The 17,373-nt window shown below is 71.2% G+C and carries 12 protein-coding genes and 5 pseudogenes; 10 read left to right on the top strand and 7 right to left on the bottom strand.

The window, feature by feature from the left end:
* Window positions 1–23 precede the first annotated feature (23 nt).
* Window positions 24–1,286: an MFS transporter gene (locus ABT009_RS08045; RefSeq protein WP_351290809.1), complete on the top strand. Its 1,263-nt coding sequence runs from the start codon at window positions 24–26 to the stop codon at window positions 1,284–1,286.
* A gap of 4 nt (window positions 1,287–1,290) precedes the next feature.
* On the opposite strand, the pseudogene ABT009_RS47420 reads toward ABT009_RS08045, so the two are convergent.
* From ABT009_RS47420 to ABT009_RS08025, 6 genes and pseudogenes are all read right to left on the bottom strand, one after another.
* A pseudogene (locus tag ABT009_RS47420) lies at window positions 1,291–1,446 on the bottom strand (YciI family protein); the annotation flags it as partial.
* A 122-nt stretch (window positions 1,447–1,568) separates the two neighbouring features.
* Window positions 1,569–1,706 (bottom strand): annotated as a pseudogene (locus tag ABT009_RS47415) (DUF7008 domain-containing protein); the annotation flags it as partial.
* Window positions 1,707–1,723: 17 nt separating this feature from the next.
* Window positions 1,724–3,151 carry an Nramp family divalent metal transporter gene (locus tag ABT009_RS08040; RefSeq protein ID WP_351290807.1) on the bottom strand — a complete coding sequence of 476 codons (1,428 nt, stop codon included), beginning with the start codon at window positions 3,149–3,151 and terminating at the stop codon, window positions 1,724–1,726.
* Between the two features lie 98 nt (window positions 3,152–3,249).
* Window positions 3,250–4,185, bottom strand: coding sequence for a phosphoglycerate dehydrogenase (locus ABT009_RS08035; protein WP_351290805.1), 936 nt, complete (start codon window positions 4,183–4,185; stop codon window positions 3,250–3,252).
* Entirely contained in the window at window positions 4,185–4,970 is a 786-nt protein-coding gene (locus ABT009_RS08030; protein ID WP_351290803.1) for an HpcH/HpaI aldolase family protein, read from the bottom strand. Before ABT009_RS08030 ends, ABT009_RS08035 begins: the two co-directional genes overlap by 1 nt.
* A gap of 27 nt (window positions 4,971–4,997) precedes the next feature.
* Window positions 4,998–5,978: an aldo/keto reductase gene (locus tag ABT009_RS08025; protein ID WP_351290801.1), complete on the bottom strand. Its 981-nt coding sequence runs from the start codon at window positions 5,976–5,978 to the stop codon at window positions 4,998–5,000.
* A 287-nt stretch (window positions 5,979–6,265) separates the two neighbouring features.
* Here ABT009_RS08025 and ABT009_RS08020 point away from each other — a divergent pair, with 287 nt between their 5' ends.
* From ABT009_RS08020 to ABT009_RS08010, 3 genes are read left to right on the top strand one after another with little or no spacing between them, the layout of a single operon-like run.
* The gene (locus tag ABT009_RS08020; RefSeq protein ID WP_351290799.1) at window positions 6,266–7,450 is read left to right on the top strand and encodes a four-carbon acid sugar kinase family protein; all 1,185 of its coding nucleotides are present in this window, start codon (window positions 6,266–6,268) and stop codon (window positions 7,448–7,450) included.
* Window positions 7,451–7,462: 12 nt separating this feature from the next.
* Window positions 7,463–8,467, top strand: a complete 1,005-nt coding sequence (gene pdxA, locus ABT009_RS08015; RefSeq protein WP_351290797.1) for a 4-hydroxythreonine-4-phosphate dehydrogenase PdxA — start codon at window positions 7,463–7,465, stop codon at window positions 8,465–8,467.
* A 42-nt stretch (window positions 8,468–8,509) separates the two neighbouring features.
* Entirely contained in the window at window positions 8,510–9,307 is a 798-nt protein-coding gene (locus tag ABT009_RS08010) for a DeoR/GlpR family DNA-binding transcription regulator (protein ID WP_351290795.1), read from the top strand.
* A gap of 35 nt (window positions 9,308–9,342) precedes the next feature.
* On the opposite strand, the gene ABT009_RS08005 is transcribed toward ABT009_RS08010, so the two are convergent.
* The gene (locus tag ABT009_RS08005; RefSeq protein ID WP_351290793.1) at window positions 9,343–11,076 is read right to left on the bottom strand and encodes a phosphatidylglycerol lysyltransferase domain-containing protein; all 1,734 of its coding nucleotides are present in this window, start codon (window positions 11,074–11,076) and stop codon (window positions 9,343–9,345) included.
* Window positions 11,077–11,311: 235 nt separating this feature from the next.
* On the opposite strand from ABT009_RS08005, the pseudogene ABT009_RS08000 reads away from it, so the two are divergent.
* The 6 genes and pseudogenes from ABT009_RS08000 to argG all read left to right on the top strand — a co-directional run.
* Window positions 11,312–11,533 (top strand): annotated as a pseudogene (locus ABT009_RS08000) (LLM class flavin-dependent oxidoreductase); the annotation flags it as partial.
* A 176-nt stretch (window positions 11,534–11,709) separates the two neighbouring features.
* Window positions 11,710–13,110 carry a PP2C family protein-serine/threonine phosphatase gene (locus ABT009_RS07995; protein ID WP_351290791.1) on the top strand — a complete coding sequence of 467 codons (1,401 nt, stop codon included), beginning with the start codon at window positions 11,710–11,712 and terminating at the stop codon, window positions 13,108–13,110.
* A gap of 144 nt (window positions 13,111–13,254) precedes the next feature.
* A pseudogene (locus ABT009_RS07985) lies at window positions 13,255–13,878 on the top strand (PP2C family protein-serine/threonine phosphatase); the annotation flags it as partial.
* 318 nt (window positions 13,879–14,196) lie between these two features.
* Window positions 14,197–15,082: pseudogene (locus ABT009_RS07980) on the top strand (SpoIIE family protein phosphatase); the annotation flags it as partial.
* A 357-nt stretch (window positions 15,083–15,439) separates the two neighbouring features.
* A complete protein-coding gene (locus tag ABT009_RS07975; protein WP_351290789.1) occupies window positions 15,440–15,784 on the top strand; it encodes an EF-hand domain-containing protein in 345 nt (114 codons plus the stop codon).
* A 95-nt stretch (window positions 15,785–15,879) separates the two neighbouring features.
* The gene (argG, locus tag ABT009_RS07970) at window positions 15,880–17,334 is read left to right on the top strand and encodes an argininosuccinate synthase (RefSeq protein WP_351290787.1); all 1,455 of its coding nucleotides are present in this window, start codon (window positions 15,880–15,882) and stop codon (window positions 17,332–17,334) included.
* Window positions 17,335–17,373: the final 39 nt, after the last annotated feature.

Genomic DNA, 17,373 nt, shown 5'->3' with positions numbered 1-17,373 from the left:
TGGGCGCGTCACGGGCCGACGGGATGGTCCCCCTGCGTCGCCACCGTCCCTTCGTGCTGCTGTGCGGCGAGCAGGTCGCCAGCTCCGTCGGGCGGCAGATCACCGCTCTCGCACTGACCCTGCTGGCCGTGACCGACCTCGGCGCGGGGCCGTTCGGGGCGGCCGCGCTGCTGGCGCTGACCTATCTGCCCGGCGCCGTGCTGAGCCCGCTGGCCGGAGCGATCGTCGACCGGATCAGGCTGCGCCACCTCCTCGTGTGGGTGACCACCCTGCAGACCCTGGTCGTCGGCTCGATCCCGTTGGCCGGCGCGGTGGGGCATGTCACCCTGGCGCACCTGTACGTGGTCGCAGGCGTCTCGGGCACCCTGACCTTCACGCTCTCGGTCGCGCTCCAGGCAGCGCTGCCGCGCGTCGTCGGACCGGAGCGGCTCCTCGCCGCCAACTCGGCGCTGACCGCGGCCCGTACGAGCGGACAGGTCGGCGGGCCCGCGCTCGGCGGTGTCATGGTCGGGCTCCTCGGAGCCGACGCGGCGCTCCTCGCGGGAAGTGCGGCCTACGCAATCGAGGCGCTCTTTCTGTTCGCGTTGCCCGCCGCGCTGAACGCGCTGACAGGCTCGCGGGAGCCCGCCCGCGCGAAGTCCCTGGCCGGCTCGCTGCGTACGGGACTCGCGGTGGTGCGCGCCGAGCGCCGGCTGCGCCGCATGGTCCTGGCGGGCGCCGGACTCAACCTAGGCAGCGGTGCGGCGGCCGCCCTCTACGTCTTCTACGCGACCCGCGATCTCGCCCTGCCCGCTTGGCAGTTGGGCACGACGTGCGCGGCCTACAGCGCGGCCACCCTGGCGGGCGCGCTGCTCGCCGGACGCTTCGCCAGGACCTCGGGGCTGTGGCGGGCCACGCAGATCTTCGGACTCGCGGCAGGCGCTGCCGTGTTCCTGATCCCGGCCGCGTCGCTGGGCCTCGCCTTCCCCGTGCTGCTCGCGTACCAGGTCTGCTACGGCCTCTCCGGCACCGTATGGATGATCTCCATGACGACCACGCAGCAACTGGTCACCCCTGACGGCATGCAGGGCCGCGTCGCGGGACTCGTGCAGGCGGTGCTGCTCACGACGGTGCCGGTCGGAGCCCTTGCGGGCGGCGCGCTGGCCGCCTGGCTCGGCAACGTACCCATGCTCATGGGCGCGGCGGCCGTGACTCTGCTCTCCGCGGCGACCCTTTGGGCACCCACGGGGGCGGGCGTCACGGTGCCGGAGCGGGCCCTGGACGCGGAGGCGGAGAGCCGCCGCTAGTCACTCACGACGGCCTCCCGCCTAACTGCCAGTTGTGGACCTCGATATGGGCATACGCGTCCGAGATGAGGACGCCGCGAGCCGTCTCCGGGTCCGGCGCCCGGAGCAGGGCCGCCGTCCCGAGCCAGGTGCCGCCGTCGTCGGACAACAGCGGCCCGTAAGGTGGGCATGCCAGGGTTTTCCATGCTCAACGACGGTCTTCCCGAACAGGAGACGCTGGCTCAGAACCTGGCGGTACGGCCACAGGTAGCGTGCCACGAGATAGGTAGTGTCGGCGACGGAATCCTCGACCCGGTCGAGCAGCCAGGACCTCAGCGCCTTCTGCCGCATTGCGTCCCAGCCCTCGGTGGCCCAGCGCCGCTTGTACTCTGGGCGCTCCACCATGCCGATGGCACGGTTCGACTCGATGACCTCGATACGGGGGCACCGGGCCGTGCTCAGCTGCCGGGCGTGAGCTCCAGGGTGTCCAGCACCCCGTACACCCCGAGGAACAGGATCGCCGCGCTGCTCAGCACGAGGGCGGCGGTCAGCCAGGGGTTGGCGCGGAAGCGCGGGGCGACGCCGGTGTAGCGCAGGCGCCAGACCGCGATCACCACCGCCAGCAGGAAGACACCGCCGCCGATGCCGCCGATCTGCACCATCAGGACCGGGGACTGGATCCACAGGTAGAAGGACATCCAGATCGGGGGAAGGCACCAGGTCAGGGTGCGGATGGTGCGGGTGCGGACGCGCAGGTCCTTCCAGTCGATCGCGCCGAGCAGGCCGAGGGTGTTGGTCCACAGGCGCGGGACGCTGGCCGAGGAGGCGACGGTGACCGAGAAGAGGACGGAGATCGCGCCGGCCAGGAAGAGGTACTCGGCCCAGGGGCCGAGCGTGTCGGTGTAGATGCGCGAGAGCGTGGTGATCATGTCGTTGCCCTCGGGGACGAGCCCTTGCGGGTGCAGGACCGAGGCGCCGATCACGTAGAAGGAGAGCGTGCACAGGGTGCAGATCAGCCAGGAGACGCCCACGTCGAGCCGCATGACCTTCAGCCAGCCCTCGGCGCGGCGGGCGCGCTCCTCGGTCCCGTCGTCGGGGCCCGTCCAGCGGGCGTAGCCCTTCTCCAGGCACCAGTACGTGTACGTGGTCATCTCGTCGGCGCCGACACCGGTGATGCCGAACATGGCGAGGGCGATGCCGACCGTGCCCGCGGGGATCTGGAAGCTGAGCCCGCCGGCGAGCTGTTCGGTGCCGTAGCCGAAGGCGGTGAAGGGGAGCGCGAGCGCCAGGCCGACGGTGATGAGGGTCTTCAGCGTGATGCCGATGACCTCGACCCGCTCTACGACGTGGTACTTGCCCGTCTGGAGGATGAGGATCGCGGCGGCCGTGACGATGACCGCCCAGATCGTCAGGGACGGGGTGCTCAGTGCCCCGCCGCTGATCGGGAGGAGGATGGAGCAGGCGGCCGCGGTGCCGCCGATGATGCCGCCGCGCTGGAACATCTTGGCGAAGTCCATGCCGATCCAGAGCCAGTTGATCCAGCTCACGCGGCCGATCTTCGGCCCGACCTGGCTGTAGCCCTCCAGCGCGGGCTTGCCGTTGAGGATGGTCCAGCGGGCCAGCTCCATCTGCACCCACACCTTGACGGAGGTGGAGATGATCACGAGCCACAGCAGGGCGAAGCCCGCCTTTGCGCCGAGTGAGGTGGTGGTGATCAGCTCACCGGAGCCGACGACGGCCGCGGAGAGGATGAGCCCGGGGCCGAGGTGGCGCAGTCGGCCGCGGAAGGTCACGGGGGCGGGTCGGGCGTCTTCGGCGCGCAGCGCGTACGGGTCGGGCTGCGCGGTTGCCGACGCGGCTGTGGCGCCGTCGGTGGTGGTGGCCATGTCGGGTCCTTGGGGGATCTTCCGGCGTCTTCGCCGGTGACCGGAACGGGGAGAGGGGTGGGGGGTGGGGCTGCGCGTTCCTCGGGGTGACGGGGTTTTTAGCGGGCCTGATGGTGGGGCGCCTCGCCCGCGAGCACGCGGACGACGTCCTCGGCGACCATCGCGCCCATGGCCTGGTTGGCCTCGGGGGTGCAGGCGGCCATGTGAGAGGTGAGCAGGGTGCGGGGCGCCATGCGCAGGGGGTGGTCGGCGGGCAGCGGCTCGGTGCTGAACGCGTCGAGGGCCGCGGCCCCGAGGTGTCCCGAGCCGAGCAGTTCGGCGAGCGCGTGCTCGTCGACGAGGCCGCCGCGCGCGGCGTTGACCAGGACGGCTCCCGGCTTCATCGCGGCGAGGCGGGCGCGGTCGAGCAGCGGCGCGCCGGACGGGTCGGGCGGGGTGTGCAGGCTGACGGCGTCGGCGCGCGCCAACAGGTCGTCGAGGGCGGCAGGTTCGGCGCCGTGCGCGCGGATGTCGTCGCCCTGGACGTACGGGTCGTGGGCCAGCAGCTCCATCCCGAAGGCGCGGGCGTAACCGGCGAGCAGCCGCCCGATCCGGCCGAAGCCGACGATGCCGAGGGTCTTGCCGTGCAGTTCGGGGCCGAACAGCTTCGGCCAGCCGCCCGCCGCGACCTCGGTGTGCGAGGCGGTCAGCGAGCGCGTCGCCGACAGCAGCAGGCCGAAGGTGTACTCGGCCACGGCACGGGAGTTGCTGCCCGGCGCGCACACCACGGGGATCCCGCGCGTGCGGGCGGCGGCCATGTCGATGGTGTCCACGCCGACGCCGTGCTTGGCGATCACCTTGAGGCGGGGCGCGGCGTCCATCACCTCGGCGGTGATCGGGTCCATGCCGACGATCAGGGCGTCGGCTTCGGCGGCGTGTTGCAGGAGTTCGGCGGTGGGCAGGCGCCGGGGGCCCGCGTCCGCTTCCTTAAGGATCTGCCAGGGGCGGTCCGCGTGGCGGGCGAAGGTGGGCGTCGTGATGAGTGTCGTGGGCATCAGCGCGCTCCGCCGCGGGCCGCCTCGAGGTGGGACGTGGCGATCTGCTGCAGGTGGACGACGTCGGCCGCGACGGTGGCGAACGTGTAGCCCTCGGCGAGGCGGCGGGCGGCGCTCGCGCCGTCGGCGTTGTGGATGCCGGCCGCTATGCCCGCCGCCTCGGCCGCCTTCCGGACACGGGCCAGGGCCTGCTCGAACTCCTCCTGTACGGACGGGTCCGTGGAGGTCGCGCCGCCGATCGCGAGACGCAGGTCGGACGGGCCGACGTAGACCCCGTCGAGGCCGGGCGTCGCGCAGATCTCCTCGACGTTCGCGAGGCCGTCGGCCGTCTCGATCATCGCGAGGACGGCGGTCTGGTCGTGGGTGTCGGCAGGGTTCGGGCCGATCCGCAGCTGCGCGCGCATCGGGCCGTACGAGCGGCGGCCGAGGGGCGGGTAGCGCACGGCGGCGACGGCGTCGGCGGCGTCCTGCGCGGTGCTGACCAGCGGGACGATGACGGCGGTCGCGCCCGCGTCGAGCGCCTTGCCGATGTACGTGAGGTCGTTGGCCTCCACGCGCACCATGCCGACGGCCGTGGAGCCCTTGGTGTCGGTCGCCAGGAGGTTGCCCAGCATGCCCTGGTAGCCGAAGAGGCCGTGCTGGGCGTCGAAGGCGAGGTAGTCGTAGCCGATGCGGGCCAGACGCTCGGCGGCGATCGGCGAGTCGAGCAGGGACCAGTAGCCGATGAGCTGCTCGCGGGCGCGCAGGGCGGCGGTGAACTCGGCGGGGGTGCGGCCGGTTGCCATACGAAAGTCTCCTGGGGGTGGGGGAAGTCAGCGGTTGTAGGCGGGCATCGGGCCGCGCAGCCGGGCGCCCACCTCGTCGCAGGCGGCCAGCACGTCGGCGGGCAGCTCGCCCGCGGCCGCGGCGGCGATGTTGGCCTTGAGGTGGTCGGCCTTGGAGCCGCCGAGCAGCAGCGCGTCGGTGGAGGGGCGGGTCAGCAGCCAGCGCAGGGCGAGCTCGGTCAGCGGCAGGCCCGCGTCGGCGGCGATACGGGTGAGGTCGGCGACGGCGCGGAAGAGGTCCTCGTTCCAGTACCGCTCGCGGTACATCGCGGCGAGCTTGGAGTCGCCGAACCGGCCACTGCCTGGGGCCTGTTCGAAGGTGTGGCGGCCGGTGAGCAGGCCGCCGCCGAGCGGGTTGTAGACCATCGTGCGCAGCCCGGTGGTCGCGGCGAACTCGACGTACTCCTCCTCGACGCGGCGCGCGAGCAGGTTGTGCAGCTGCTGGGCGACGACCGGCCGTGGCGCGCCGACCTCGTCGGCCACCCGGTTCAGCTCGGCGATCTGCCAGGCGGCGAAGTTGGAGACACCGAGGGCGAGGACCTTTCCGTCCCGTACGAACTCGGCGACGGCCGCGAGGGTTTCGGCGAGCGGCGTGGCCCGGTCCGGCTGGTGCAGGTAGAAGAGGTCGACGCGGTCGGTGCCCAGCCGCTTCAGGCTGCCGTCCAGTGCGGCGCGCAGGCCCTCGGCGGAGAGCGGGGCGTGCTCGCCCTGGTCGGGGTGCGGGATGCCGGCCTTGGTGGCGAGCACGATCCGGTCGCGGCGTCCCGGGAGCAGCTCGGCGAGGATGCGCTCGCTCTCACCGCCCGCGTAGCCGTTCGCGGTGTCGACGCCGGTGATGCCCGCATCCAGCGCGGCGTCCAGCATCGCGGCGGCCGTCGCACGGTCCGCGGTGTCGCCGAAGGTCATCGTGCCGAGGACCAGACGGGACAACGGGACGGGGACGTGCGGGAGTTCATGGCCGACGGTCACGGCGGGTTCCTTCCAGGGCGGGCAACGGCGGGCGGTGCCGGTGGTGCGAGGGCGTGTGCGAGGGGCGCATCCCGGGTGGTTCGACGCGGGTGGCTCAGCGAGGAGACGCGGCAGGTGTGCGGGGTACGCAGGTGGCGTCAAAGTCCGCGGGTGACAGGCGTCGGCGCCAGAGGAACGCTCGCATGGCTGCGTGAATTGCGCAAGGGGTCTCGCGCGAATCGCGCAGCGTGTGCCATGATCCGACCGGGGCCGCCCGACGTCGGGCGTTCCCGAGGAGGTTCGATCCTGTGGCTTCGCAGCCATCCCACCCGTTCCGATCCCCGGCCGTACTCGCGCTCGCCGACGACCTGTCGGGCGCGGCCGAGACCGCCTGCGCGCTCGGCGGGGCCGTCCGTCTGTCGCTCACCGCCGACACGGTGGCCGGTGCCGACGGCGACCTCGTCGTGGATCTCGACAGCCGCCATCTGCCATCCGCCGCCGCGGCCGAGGCCGTGCGGAAGACGCTGCACGGGGTGCGGGACCGGCTGCTGTACAAGAAGGTCGACTCCCAGCTGCGCGGCAACCTCGCCGCGGAGGCCGCCGCATACGCCGAGGGTGCGAAGGCCCTGGTCATCGCGCCCGCACTGCCCGCCGCCCGGCGCACGGTGACCGGCGGCGTGGTGCACCTGGACGGCGTTGCGCTGCACCGCACGGACGGCTGGCGCGCGGAGCGGTCCGCGGCGCCGCGCTCGATCGCCGAGGCGCTCACAGGCCTCGCGGTCCGGACCGTCCCGCTCAATGTCGTACGCGCCGCACCCGACGCCCTGGACGCGGAGTTCCGCCGGATCGCCGCCGCAGGGGCGCACCCGATACCCGAGGCCGAGACCGACGCCGACCTGGACGCCATCGCCGCAGCGGCGCTGCGGCTCGGGGCGGGGTTCCGGCTCCTGGGCAGCGGGGGACTTGCAGCGGCGCTCGGCAGGGCCCTCGAGCGGACACCCGTCGCCGCCCCGGAGAAGAGCACCGCCCCGCTGCTCTTCGTCGTGGGGACCGCGGAACCCGGCGCGGTTGCGCAGATCGCGCAACTCACCGCGCTCGGCGCGCACCATGTGCCGCTGGATCCGGGCGAGTTGACGTCCGGCACCGCCCGCCTGCCCGACGTCACGGGCACCGCGCCGACCGTGCTCTCCATCGACGGTTCGGCAGGCCTCAGCCCCGGCGCAGGCCGCGCCCTGAGCACGGCCCTCGCCGCGCTCGCCCTGACCTACCCCGGCCGCCCCGACCTCGTCCTGACCGGCGGCGAGACGGCCCGCGTCGCCCTGGACGCCCTGGGCATACGGGAGCTGGCGCCCCTCGGCGAGATCCACCACGGCGCCGTCCGCTCCCGCACCCCCGACGGCCGCACGGTCGTCACCCGCCCCGGCAGCTACGGCGCCGCGGACTCCCTGCGCCGTATCGCCACCGCACTCCGGCCCGACCTGCTCCGCCCCTAGGAGGAACCCGACATGCCCGCCCCGCTCCCGCTCATCGCCGTCACCATGGGCGACGGCGCCGGTATCGGCCCCGAGGTCGTCATCGCGGCCCTGCTCGACGACGCTGTGCTCACCCGCTGCCGCCCCGTCGCCATCGGCGACGCCCACCGGCTGCGCGAGGCCGCCCGCATCCTCGGCCTGAACGCGACCGTCGTGGCCGTCGACCACCCCCGCGACGCCGAGTTCACGCCCGGCCGCGTCAACGTCGTCGACCTCCAACTGCTCCCCGCCGACCTGCCCTGGGGCAAACTCTCAACCGTCTCGGGCAACGCCGCATACGAGTACATCAAGCGCGCCGCCGAACTCGCCGTCGCCGGCGAGGTACACGCCATCTGCACCGCTCCCCTCAACAAGGAGGCCCTGCACGCGGCCGGCCACATCTACCCCGGCCACACCGAACTCCTCGCCCACCTCACCGGCACCGACGAGGTGTCGATGATGCTGTCGACCGAGAAGGTCAAGGTCATCCACGTCACCACCCACATCGGCCTGATCGACGCCGTCAACCGCATCGAGCCGGGCCTGGTCGAGCGCACCGTCCGCCGCGGCCACGAAGCGATGGTCCGCGCGGGCACGCCCAACCCCGTCATCGGCGTCTGCGGCATCAACCCGCACGCCGGCGAAAACGGCCTCTTCGGCTACGGCGAGGAGGAAGAGAAGATCGTCCCCGCCCTGGAGAAGCTGCGCGCCGAGGGCGTCGACGCACGCGGCCCGCTCCCCGCCGACACCGCCTTCTTCCTCGCCTCCCGCGGCGACTACGACCTGATCGTGGCGATGTACCACGACCAGGGCCACGGCCCGGTCAAGGTCCTCGGTATCGAGGCGGGCGTCAACCTCACCGTAGGACTGCCCGTGATCCGCACCTCCGTCGACCACGGCACCGCCTTCGACATCGCCGGAACCGGCAAGGCCGAGGCCGGTAGCATGGTCGAGGCGCTGCGCCAGGCGGCCGAGATGGCGACGGCGCCCGCGGCCTGAACCTTCGTCCCCCGTACAGCCGCACCGCAGAGGACCAAGCAGATGCCGCCCACCCCATCCCCGGGACGAACCTCCCAAGCCCGCCGCGACCGCATCGTGCACCTGGCCACCACCACCGGCCTCGCCAGCGTCGAGGAACTCTCCCAGCTCTTCGACGTCACCCCGTCCACCATCCGCCGCGACCTCGCACGCCTGACCACCGAGGGACGCCTGGCCCGCACCTACGGCGGCGCGATGGCCCTCGCCGCGCACCCGGAGGCGTCGCTGCGCCAGCGCACGGGCGAGGCGTACGAGGAGAAGCGGGCCATCGCGCAGTGGGCGGCGCGGCAGGTCGAGCCGGGCGAGACGCTGCTGCTCGACGCCGGTACGACGGTGGGCGCGCTGGCCCACGAGCTGCGCGCGGCAAAGGAGTTGACGATCGCGACGACAGGTCTGACCGCGCTGCACGCCCTCGCGGATGCGGAGGGCGTGCACGTCGAGTGCCTCGGCGGGACGCTGCGCCCGCTCAGCCAGGGCTTCGTCGGCCCGCTCACAGAGGCCGCCCTGGAGCGCATGTCGTTCGACCGCGTCTTCCTCGGCGCCGACGGGGTCACGGTCGACCGCGGCATCTGCGAGGCGGACCTGCGCCAAACCCGCCTCAAAGAACTGATGTCCCGCCGCGCCGACCACGTCTACGTACTGGCCCACGGCGCGAAGCTGGGCCGCGCACCGTTCCACGCCTGGGCGACGCTCGCGGGCGAGTGGACGCTGGTGACGGACGCGTCGGCGCCCGCCGCACAGATCCGCGCCTTCGAGGCCCGCGGCGTACGGGTCGAGATCGCCCCGCCCGCCGGGGAGTGAGCGGCCGCCCTCAGTCAAATCCCTTGCTCGTCGATTCATGCGGGCGTGCGCCGGCGGCGGAAGAGGGCGGGCAGGCTCGGTGTGGCGATGAATCCCTCCGCGCGGGCGCTGGCGATGCCGATGCGCGGGAGCTCACTGCTCTTCTCGAACAACAGATAGCGGGGCTCCCAGACCGGCCTGTACTTGGCGTTCGCCCGGTACAGCGACTCGATCTGCCACCAGTGCGAGAAGAAGGTCAGCACCGCACGCCAGAGGCGCAGCACCGGCCCGGCCCCCAGCCGGCTGCCGCGTTCGAAGACGGATCGGAACATCGCGAAATTCAGCGACAGCCGTTCCACGCCGACTTCCTGGGCGCGCAGCAACAGTTCGACGACCATGAATTCCATGAGCCCGTTGTCAGAGCTGCGGTCCCGTCGCATCAGATCCAGCGAGAGCCCCTTGTCGCCCCAGGGCACGAAGCTGAGCAGGGCCCGTAGCCTCCCTTCGCCGTCGTGGCACTCGACCATCACGCAGCGCCCGTCGGCCGGATCGCCGAGACGTCCAAGGGCCATCGAGAAGCCGCGCTCGGTCTCGCTGTCCCGCCAGCGGTCCGCCTTGTCGATCAGGGCGGCCATCTCCGTCTCAGGAATGTCCTCGTGCCGACGGAAGCGCACGGAGTACCCGGCCCGACGGACCCGGTTGCAGGCCTGTCTGACACCGCGCATGGCCCGCCCACCGAGGGTGAATTCGGCGCGGTCCACGACGGCCTCGTCGCCCAGTTCCAGGGCGTCCAGGCCCTGGCGAGCGTATATGGTGCCGGCCTCCTCACCTGCGCCCATCACGGCGGGCACCCAGGCATGCAGGCGTGCTTCCTTCAGCCACTCCTCGATGGCGCCCGGCCATGCCTCCGGGTCGCCGATCGGGTCGCCGGAGGCGAGGGTGACACCGCCGACCACCCGGTAGGCGATCGCGGCCTTGCCACTCGGCGAGAAGATGGCGGCCTTGTCCCGGCGCAGTGCGAAATAGCCGAGCGAATCGCGTTCACCGTGCTTCTCCAGAAGCTCGCGCAGGCGCTGTTCGTCTTCCTCGCCGAGCCGCTCGCGACCGCGCGGGGCGCGGAAGCACGCGTACAGCACAAGGAGGAAGATCAGCGCGATCAGCACGTTGATCAGCACATCCACCCAACGTGGAGCGTCCACGGTGGCGAACCGGTCAGCGAGCGGACCGACAGTCATGCCACGCAGCAGGGCGTAGAAGATCAGGTCCTCCAGAGATGCGCCCGACAGCCGGTTGGTGACCTTCACCAGCAGAGTGCTGATGGCACCGCCCACCAGGATGCCGCCGACCAGGACCGCCAATGCCAGTCCCACGTTGGAGCGGTCACCCACTGCCCGGAATTCCTTGCGCCCGACCAGCAATGCCAGGACGAACAGGCCGGTCAGAACGACGGAGAACCAGTTGAAGCCGTGCTCGCGGTACTCGTCTTGCGTGAGAGCAAGCACGTAGAGGGCGAACAGAGGCCCGGCCAGCAGCATGTTGAAGATCCACGCGGCCCGTTTGCGGCGTCGCATCACGACGGCCAGGAACAATGCCAGTACCGTCGAGACCAGGCCCGCGGTGGCCAGATACGGGGTGAAGTACTCACCGACGTTGTGTTCGCGCACTTCCTCGCGGAACGCCACCGAGACGACCGCCACCAGATTGAGCAGGGCGACCAGACGGAGGTACCAGACCGTGGCGTCCGCTGCCCCCTTTCGCAACCGCGAACGGTAGCGGGGCGGAGCCGTCATTTGGACGCTCCGACGTGACCGCGGCCCCTTCTCTTCCCTGGGCCGTGCTGGCTGCTGCACTGACACGACTGATCGTCACCTCGAGAGGCCGGACACCGGCAGACCGGGACTGGGAGAACGGACGGCACGACTGCCGCGGCACAGGTCTGGGACTCCTTAAGCATCACTCACAGCGCGCAGACGTGAGCAGTCCCGCGGACGGTAAATCTCCGACCCCGTCTACTTGTCCGCCCACGCCGGTGACTGGGACGGCGCGACAGCCCGGGTGACCGACGAGATGGTGCTGGCCGCCACGCTGATCGGTACCGAAACCATGGTGCGCGAGCGGCTCCGGACCTGGCGCGACGCCGGCGTCGACACCGTGCGCCTCTACCCGGCCGGGGAGACCCTGGAGGCCCGCCTCGCCACCCTGGCCAGGGCGATCGAACTGGTGCGAGAGGTCGACGGCGCGTCCTGAGCCCTGCCACCGTCGAGGGCTGCCCGTAGCGGCCGAACACGCCGGTCGCGCCGCCCGGTGGGCCTGGGCCCGCACCTCGTACACCGGACGGACGGCGGTCCTGCGGCGAGGGCCCTCGAATCCCGGCACCGGAGCGGCTCACACCCGTAGGCGGAGGTAGGTGCAAGGCTTGTGGCATGGTCATTCGACCGTGGATGGAGTTCCGGCCTTCCTGGCGGCCGGGTCATGCGCCCGCGCTGATGGTGATCCCGCTGGGGCTGATCGTCGCGGTCTGTGTGGCCGATGTGTTGTCTCCGGCGCACATCCATCTCGGCCCGCTGCTGGTGGCGGCTCCCGCGATCACGGTGGCCATCGCCGGCGCTCGCGTGACGGCGCTGATGGGGGTGCTCGCGGTCGCGGCCCAGGTGCTGATCGGGGTGCTCAGAGGAGTCCTGTCCACTGCCAACGTGCAGGCTCAGATCGCTGCCCTGGTCGTCGTCTCCATCCTCTGTGTCGCCTTCTGCGTGGTGCGGGGTCGGCGCGAGCGGCAGTTGCACCGGGTGCGGTCGGTGGCCGCAGCCGCGCAGAGTGTCCTGCTGCAGCCGCTGCCCGGGCGCAGTGGTCCGCTGCGGATCGCCGGCCTGTACCTCCCGGCCGAGGAGGAAGCCGACCTGGGCGGAGACCTGTACGCGGCCGCGCGGACCGCCCACCACAGCACCCGGCTCCTGATCGGCGACGTACGCGGCAACGGTCTGGCCGCGATCAACAACGCCGCCCTGCTGTTGGGCGCCTTTCGCGCGGCCGCCCATCGGCAGGCCACGCTGCCACGCCTGGCCGTCCACCTGGACGCGGCGTTCCGCTGGGACACGAACCAGTGGCAAGAAGATGCGGAGCAGGACGCGAGCGAGGACTTCGCCACCGCCATGCTGCTCGACATCCCCGACCACGATGCGGTGGTCCACCTCATCGCCTGCGGCCACCCACCACCGCTCGTGCTCCACGGGCATCGCATCACGACGCTCGTGCCCGAGGCGAGCCACCTTCCGATCGGGTTCGGCGGGCTCTTCGGCATCGCAGAGTACGACGTCCAGACGTTCCCGTTCGAGGTCGGCGACCTGTTGCTCCTCTACACGGACGGCGTCATCGAAGCACGCAATGCCGACGGAGTCTTCTACCCCTTTACCGAACGGGTGCCCGAGTGGACCAAGGAAGACCCCGAGGAGCTGCTGCGTCTCCTGCGGGACGACCTGCTGGCTCACGTCCACGGCCATCTGAATGACGACGCGGCCGTGGTCGCGATCCGCCGCATGCAGTCTGACCCGGGCTCAGAGACAGGGCGGACCTACGGTTCCCCCTTTTTGTTGCCCTGGCTGCGTCCGGGCGCCTGGCTGTCGTGCTGGGCCTGGCGTTGGAGATCGGCCACACGTCGCCGGGTTCAACGGCGCCTGAAGGGCAACCGAGCCGGGTACTGGCTGAAGCCGAGGCGGTCGACGAACTCTGCGGGTGCCGATAAATCATCCGGCCTGGTCAAGCAGCATGTCGGTACTCGTGAAGGGTTCCGCCGAGTCGGTCTCGTCGGCGGACTTCCAGGTGTCTGATGTGCGCTGGCACGTTGATCGGTTCGGGTAGTGGGCGAAAGGGCGTGGCTTGCTTCAGCGTTCGGTGCGGCCGGTGCTCGTTGTAGAAGGTTTCGAACTCGCGGCGGACAGGACACCGCGCTGGTGGGCCCGCTCATGTTGTGCCGAGTCGCGCAGCAGTCGGTGATGGAGGGCTGCCCGGACTGGACGATCGCGCCGCAGCAGCTCCACACCTATCCGGACGGATTGCCGCCGGCGCGCGCCCTGGCCACCGGGCAGCCGTCCCGGCACCGTCTCGAGGCCTCCCGAGTCCCGGACCGGTCGGCGGCGAACCCGGATCAGGGCCTCGCCGTCGACGACCATGCGATCCACTCGATGCTGGTGGTGCCGCTGCTCGCCCGTGGCGCCACGCTGGGCGTCGTGCAGTTCTTCCGCCACCGCAGCCCAGACCTCTTCGACGACGACGATCTGCTTCTTGCGCAGGAGATCGCCGCCCGGGCGGCGGTGGCCGTCGACAACGCCCGCCGCTACACGCACGCGCGCGCCACCGCTCTCACCCTGCAGCGCAGCCTTCTCCCGCGGCATGCGCCACGGCAGTCCGCCGTGGAGGTCGCCTGCCGCTACCTGCCCGCAGGCGCCCAGGCCGGTGTGTGCGGCGACTGGTACGACGTCATCCCGCTGTCAGGAGCGCGTGTCGCCCTCGTGGTGGGCGACGTGGTCGGCCGCGGCATCCACGCCGCGGCCACCATGGGCCGGCTGCGGATCGCGGTACGCACCCTGGCCGATTTCGCGCGGCAGCGTATAGCCGCGCCTGCGCCCGAACCGGGGGATGACCAGCAAGACGGCCAGTTCGCCAAGTACCAGCAGGAAGACCCCGGCCTCGGGCAGCACCGAGCCCAGCAGATCGCCACGCGAGCGGTATCCCCAGCCATCGCCGGCGAACACTGTGGAGCCCTTCCTCGTCGGCTCGGTGCCCGCGTCGATATACCCCTCGCCGGTACGCTCGTCGGAGAAACGCCACGTTGCGCGGCAGGTGTACAACTGTGTGCCCTTGTAGCTGTGAGTGGAGCAGCGCCGCACGTCCAGCACGTCGGCCCGCTCCCCCGTGACCTGCCGCCCGACGAACTCCTCACGCACCTCGACGACGTCGTCCTCCGCTTGTCCGCCGAAGCCTCCACCGATCCGGACACCGAAGCCGCCGGCGATGTCGGCGCCACCTGCCTGTACGCCGTCTACGATCCCGTCCCCCGCCATTGCACCCTCGCCCGCGCGGGGCACGTGCTGCCGACCGTGGTGACCCGGGACGGAGCCGTCGACCTCCTCGACCTGCCCGCAGGCCCGCCGCTCGGCCTGGGCGGCCTGCCGTTCGAAGCGGCGGAGGTCGACCTGCCCGAAGGCAGCATCATCGCCCTCTACACCGACGGCCTGATCGCAGCCCGCGACCGCGACATCGATGCCTGAGCCTGCTGCGCCACGCCCTTGCCCAGCCCGCTCCCTACCTGGAAGCCACCTGCGACACCGTGCTCGAAACCCTGCTGCCCGCTCGACCACACGACGACGTCGCACTGCTCCTTGCCCGCACTTACACCCTGGGGGTCGGCCAGGTCGCCAACTGGGACCTGGACGCCGATCCCGCAGTCGTCGCCCAGACCCGGTCGAGCGTCTCCGAGCAGCTGAGTATCTGGGGACTGGAAGATTTCGCCTTCACCACGGAAGTGGTGGTCAGCGAACTGGTCACCAACGCCATCCGCTACGGCCGGCCCCCATCGGGTTGCGCCTGATCCACGACCGCACCCTCATGTGCGAGGTTTCCGACGCCAACAGCACCACGCCGAACCTGCGCCGGGCCCGTGTCTTCGACGAGGGCGGGCGCGGCCTGCTCCTGGTCGCCCAGCTCGCCGAGCGCTCGGGAACGCGCCACGCCCGGCACGGCAAGACGGTCTGGGCCGAGCTGAACGAGTCTGCCGGGCCCATGACATGGGCCTCCGTGTAGGCGACCTATGACATGGCCTCTGTGTAGGCGCCCCGACCACGTAGGTCACTCCTCGCGCCGATCCGCTTCGTGGGACGGGAGCTGGCCTGGGCGAGGCAGGACGCCGCCGGAGACCCCCCGTCCAGAACGCCATGAGCCGGTACGGTCGGGCCGGGGGTGACGGCGCACGTGTACCCCGCCTCGACGTGGATGTGCGTCCTGCGTGAGACAAGGGTCAGCGGCGGGTCGTACGTCACGTGGCCGGTGCCCGTGCACAGGACGCCGACTCCGCCGCCATCGGCCTCGCTGGCTGGACACTTCACGCCCATCGACCGGGTGACAGTAGCGACGGGACGCAGCGTGGAAGAAGAAGACCCCATGGTCCTCCACGCACACGCGGCCGGTGAACGGGCATGGGCAGCGATGGACGCGGACGGCGACGGAAAGGACGGCGACGGAAAGATGACCCTCGACGAGTACGTGGCGTGGGTTGGCGTCGAGCCGTTCGACAACATCTGCTCACCAGCACTCGGCGCACTGTTCGACCTCGTTGACACCGACGAGGACGGCGCCCTCGACCGGCCAGAGTTCATCGTGCTGCACACGGCTTTGGGTAACCCGGCTGGCAACGCCGAGCGGCCTTCGACGCACCGCCGGGGGAGACTCACCCGCGGGTGCGGTTCTGTAAGCACGGGGACATTGGAGACCAGTGGAGGGGAGTGAGCGCGGAGGTTACACGAACCGCAGCGGGTCTGACCCGGCGGCATAGGACCCGAATCACCTTTGCATGATGATGCGGAGTCATGCATAATCTTCCTATGTCCAAGGTCCTCACCTCCCTTCCCGCCGGCGAGCGCGTCGGCATCGCCTTCTCGGGCGGCCTCGACACCTCGGTCGCGGTCGCGTGGATGCGCGACAAGGGCGCCGTCCCGTGCACCTACACCGCCGACATCGGCCAGTACGACGAGCCCGACATCGCCTCGGTGCCCGGCCGTGCGAAGACCTACGGTGCCGAGATCGCGCGCCTGGTCGACTGCCGCGCGGCGCTGGTCGAGGAGGGCCTGGCCGCGCTCACCTGCGGGGCGTTCCACATCCGCTCGGGCGGGCGTGCCTATTTCAACACCACGCCGCTGGGCCGCGCCGTCACGGGCACCCTCCTGGTCCGGGCGATGCTCGAGGACAACGTACAGATCTGGGGCGACGGCTCGACCTTCAAGGGCAACGACATCGAGCGGTTCTACCGGTACGGCCTGCTCGCCAACCCGCACCTGCGGATCTACAAGCCTTGGCTGGACGCGGCCTTCGTGACCGAGCTCGGCGGCCGCAAGGAGATGTCGGAGTGGCTTCTCGCCCACGACCTTCCCTACCGCGACAGCACGGAGAAGGCGTACTCCACCGACGCCAACATCTGGGGCGCCACCCACGAGGCCAAGACCCTGGAGCACCTCGACACCGGCGTGGAGACCGTGGAGCCGATCATGGGCGTGCGGTTCTGGGACCCTGAAGTCGAGATCGCCACCGAGGACGTGACGATCGGCTTCGACCAGGGCCGCCCGGTGACGATCAACGGCAAGGAGTTCACCTCCGCCGTCGACCTGGTGATGGAGGCCAACGCCATCGGCGGCCGCCACGGCATGGGCATGTCGGACCAGATCGAGAACCGGATCATCGAGGCCAAGAGCCGCGGCATCTACGAGGCCCCCGGCATGGCCCTGCTGCACACGGCGTACGAGCGCCTGGTCAACGCGATCCACAACGAGGACACCCTCGCCCAGTACCACAACGAGGGACGGCGCCTTGGCCGGCTGATGTACGAGGGCCGCTGGCTCGACCCGCAGGCGCTGATGGTCCGCGAGTCGCTGCAGCGCTGGGTCGGCTCGGCCATCACCGGCGAGGTCACCCTGCGCCTGCGGCGCGGTGAGGACTACTCGATCCTCGACACCACAGGCCCGGCGTTCAGCTACCACCCGGACAAGCTGTCCATGGAGCGCACCGAGGACTCCGCGTTCGGCCCGGTGGACCGGATCGGCCAGCTCACCATGCGCAACCTCGACATCGCCGACTCCCGCGCCAAGCTGGAGCAGTACGCCGGGCTCGGCCTGATCGGCACCGGCAGTCCCGCCATCGGTGCCGCCCAGGCGGCCGCGACCGGGCTCATCGGCACCATGCCGGAGATGCCTGAGGGCGGCGCCCAGGCCATCGCCTCCCGCGGCGAGGTCTCCGCTGACGACGAGCTGCTGGACCGCGCCGCGATGGAGTCCGGCACGGACTGACCCGCACTGTCGAGCGGAAGGCTCGGCACCTCTGGGTGT

This window comes from Streptomyces sp. NPDC002896, assembly GCF_040295225.1.
Taxonomy (GTDB): Bacteria; Actinomycetota; Actinomycetes; order Streptomycetales; family Streptomycetaceae; genus Streptomyces.
Note: the sequence above shows the minus strand (reverse complement) of the source record. Positions and strands in the feature narration are given on the sequence as shown.

What these genes read in the sequence shown, in the direction of transcription:
- ABT009_RS07995 (WP_351290791.1), top strand. Translation starts at nt 11,710, where the DNA reads ATGGTCATTCGACCGTGGATGGAGTTCCGGCCTTCCTGGCGGCCGGGT.
- ABT009_RS08010 (WP_351290795.1), top strand. Translation starts at nt 8,510, where the DNA reads ATGCCGCCCACCCCATCCCCGGGACGAACCTCCCAAGCCCGCCGCGAC.
- ABT009_RS07975 (WP_351290789.1), top strand. Translation starts at nt 15,440, where the DNA reads ATGGTCCTCCACGCACACGCGGCCGGTGAACGGGCATGGGCAGCGATG.
- ABT009_RS08030 (WP_351290803.1), bottom strand. Translation starts at nt 4,970, where the DNA reads ATGGCAACCGGCCGCACCCCCGCCGAGTTCACCGCCGCCCTGCGCGCC.
- ABT009_RS08040 (WP_351290807.1), bottom strand. Translation starts at nt 3,151, where the DNA reads ATGGCCACCACCACCGACGGCGCCACAGCCGCGTCGGCAACCGCGCAG.
- ABT009_RS08035 (WP_351290805.1), bottom strand. Translation starts at nt 4,185, where the DNA reads ATGCCCACGACACTCATCACGACGCCCACCTTCGCCCGCCACGCGGAC.
- ABT009_RS08045 (WP_351290809.1), top strand. Translation starts at nt 24, where the DNA reads ATGGTCCCCCTGCGTCGCCACCGTCCCTTCGTGCTGCTGTGCGGCGAG.
- ABT009_RS08005 (WP_351290793.1), bottom strand. Translation starts at nt 11,076, where the DNA reads ATGACGGCTCCGCCCCGCTACCGTTCGCGGTTGCGAAAGGGGGCAGCG.
- argG (WP_351290787.1), top strand. Translation starts at nt 15,880, where the DNA reads ATGTCCAAGGTCCTCACCTCCCTTCCCGCCGGCGAGCGCGTCGGCATC.
- pdxA (WP_351290797.1), top strand. Translation starts at nt 7,463, where the DNA reads ATGCCCGCCCCGCTCCCGCTCATCGCCGTCACCATGGGCGACGGCGCC.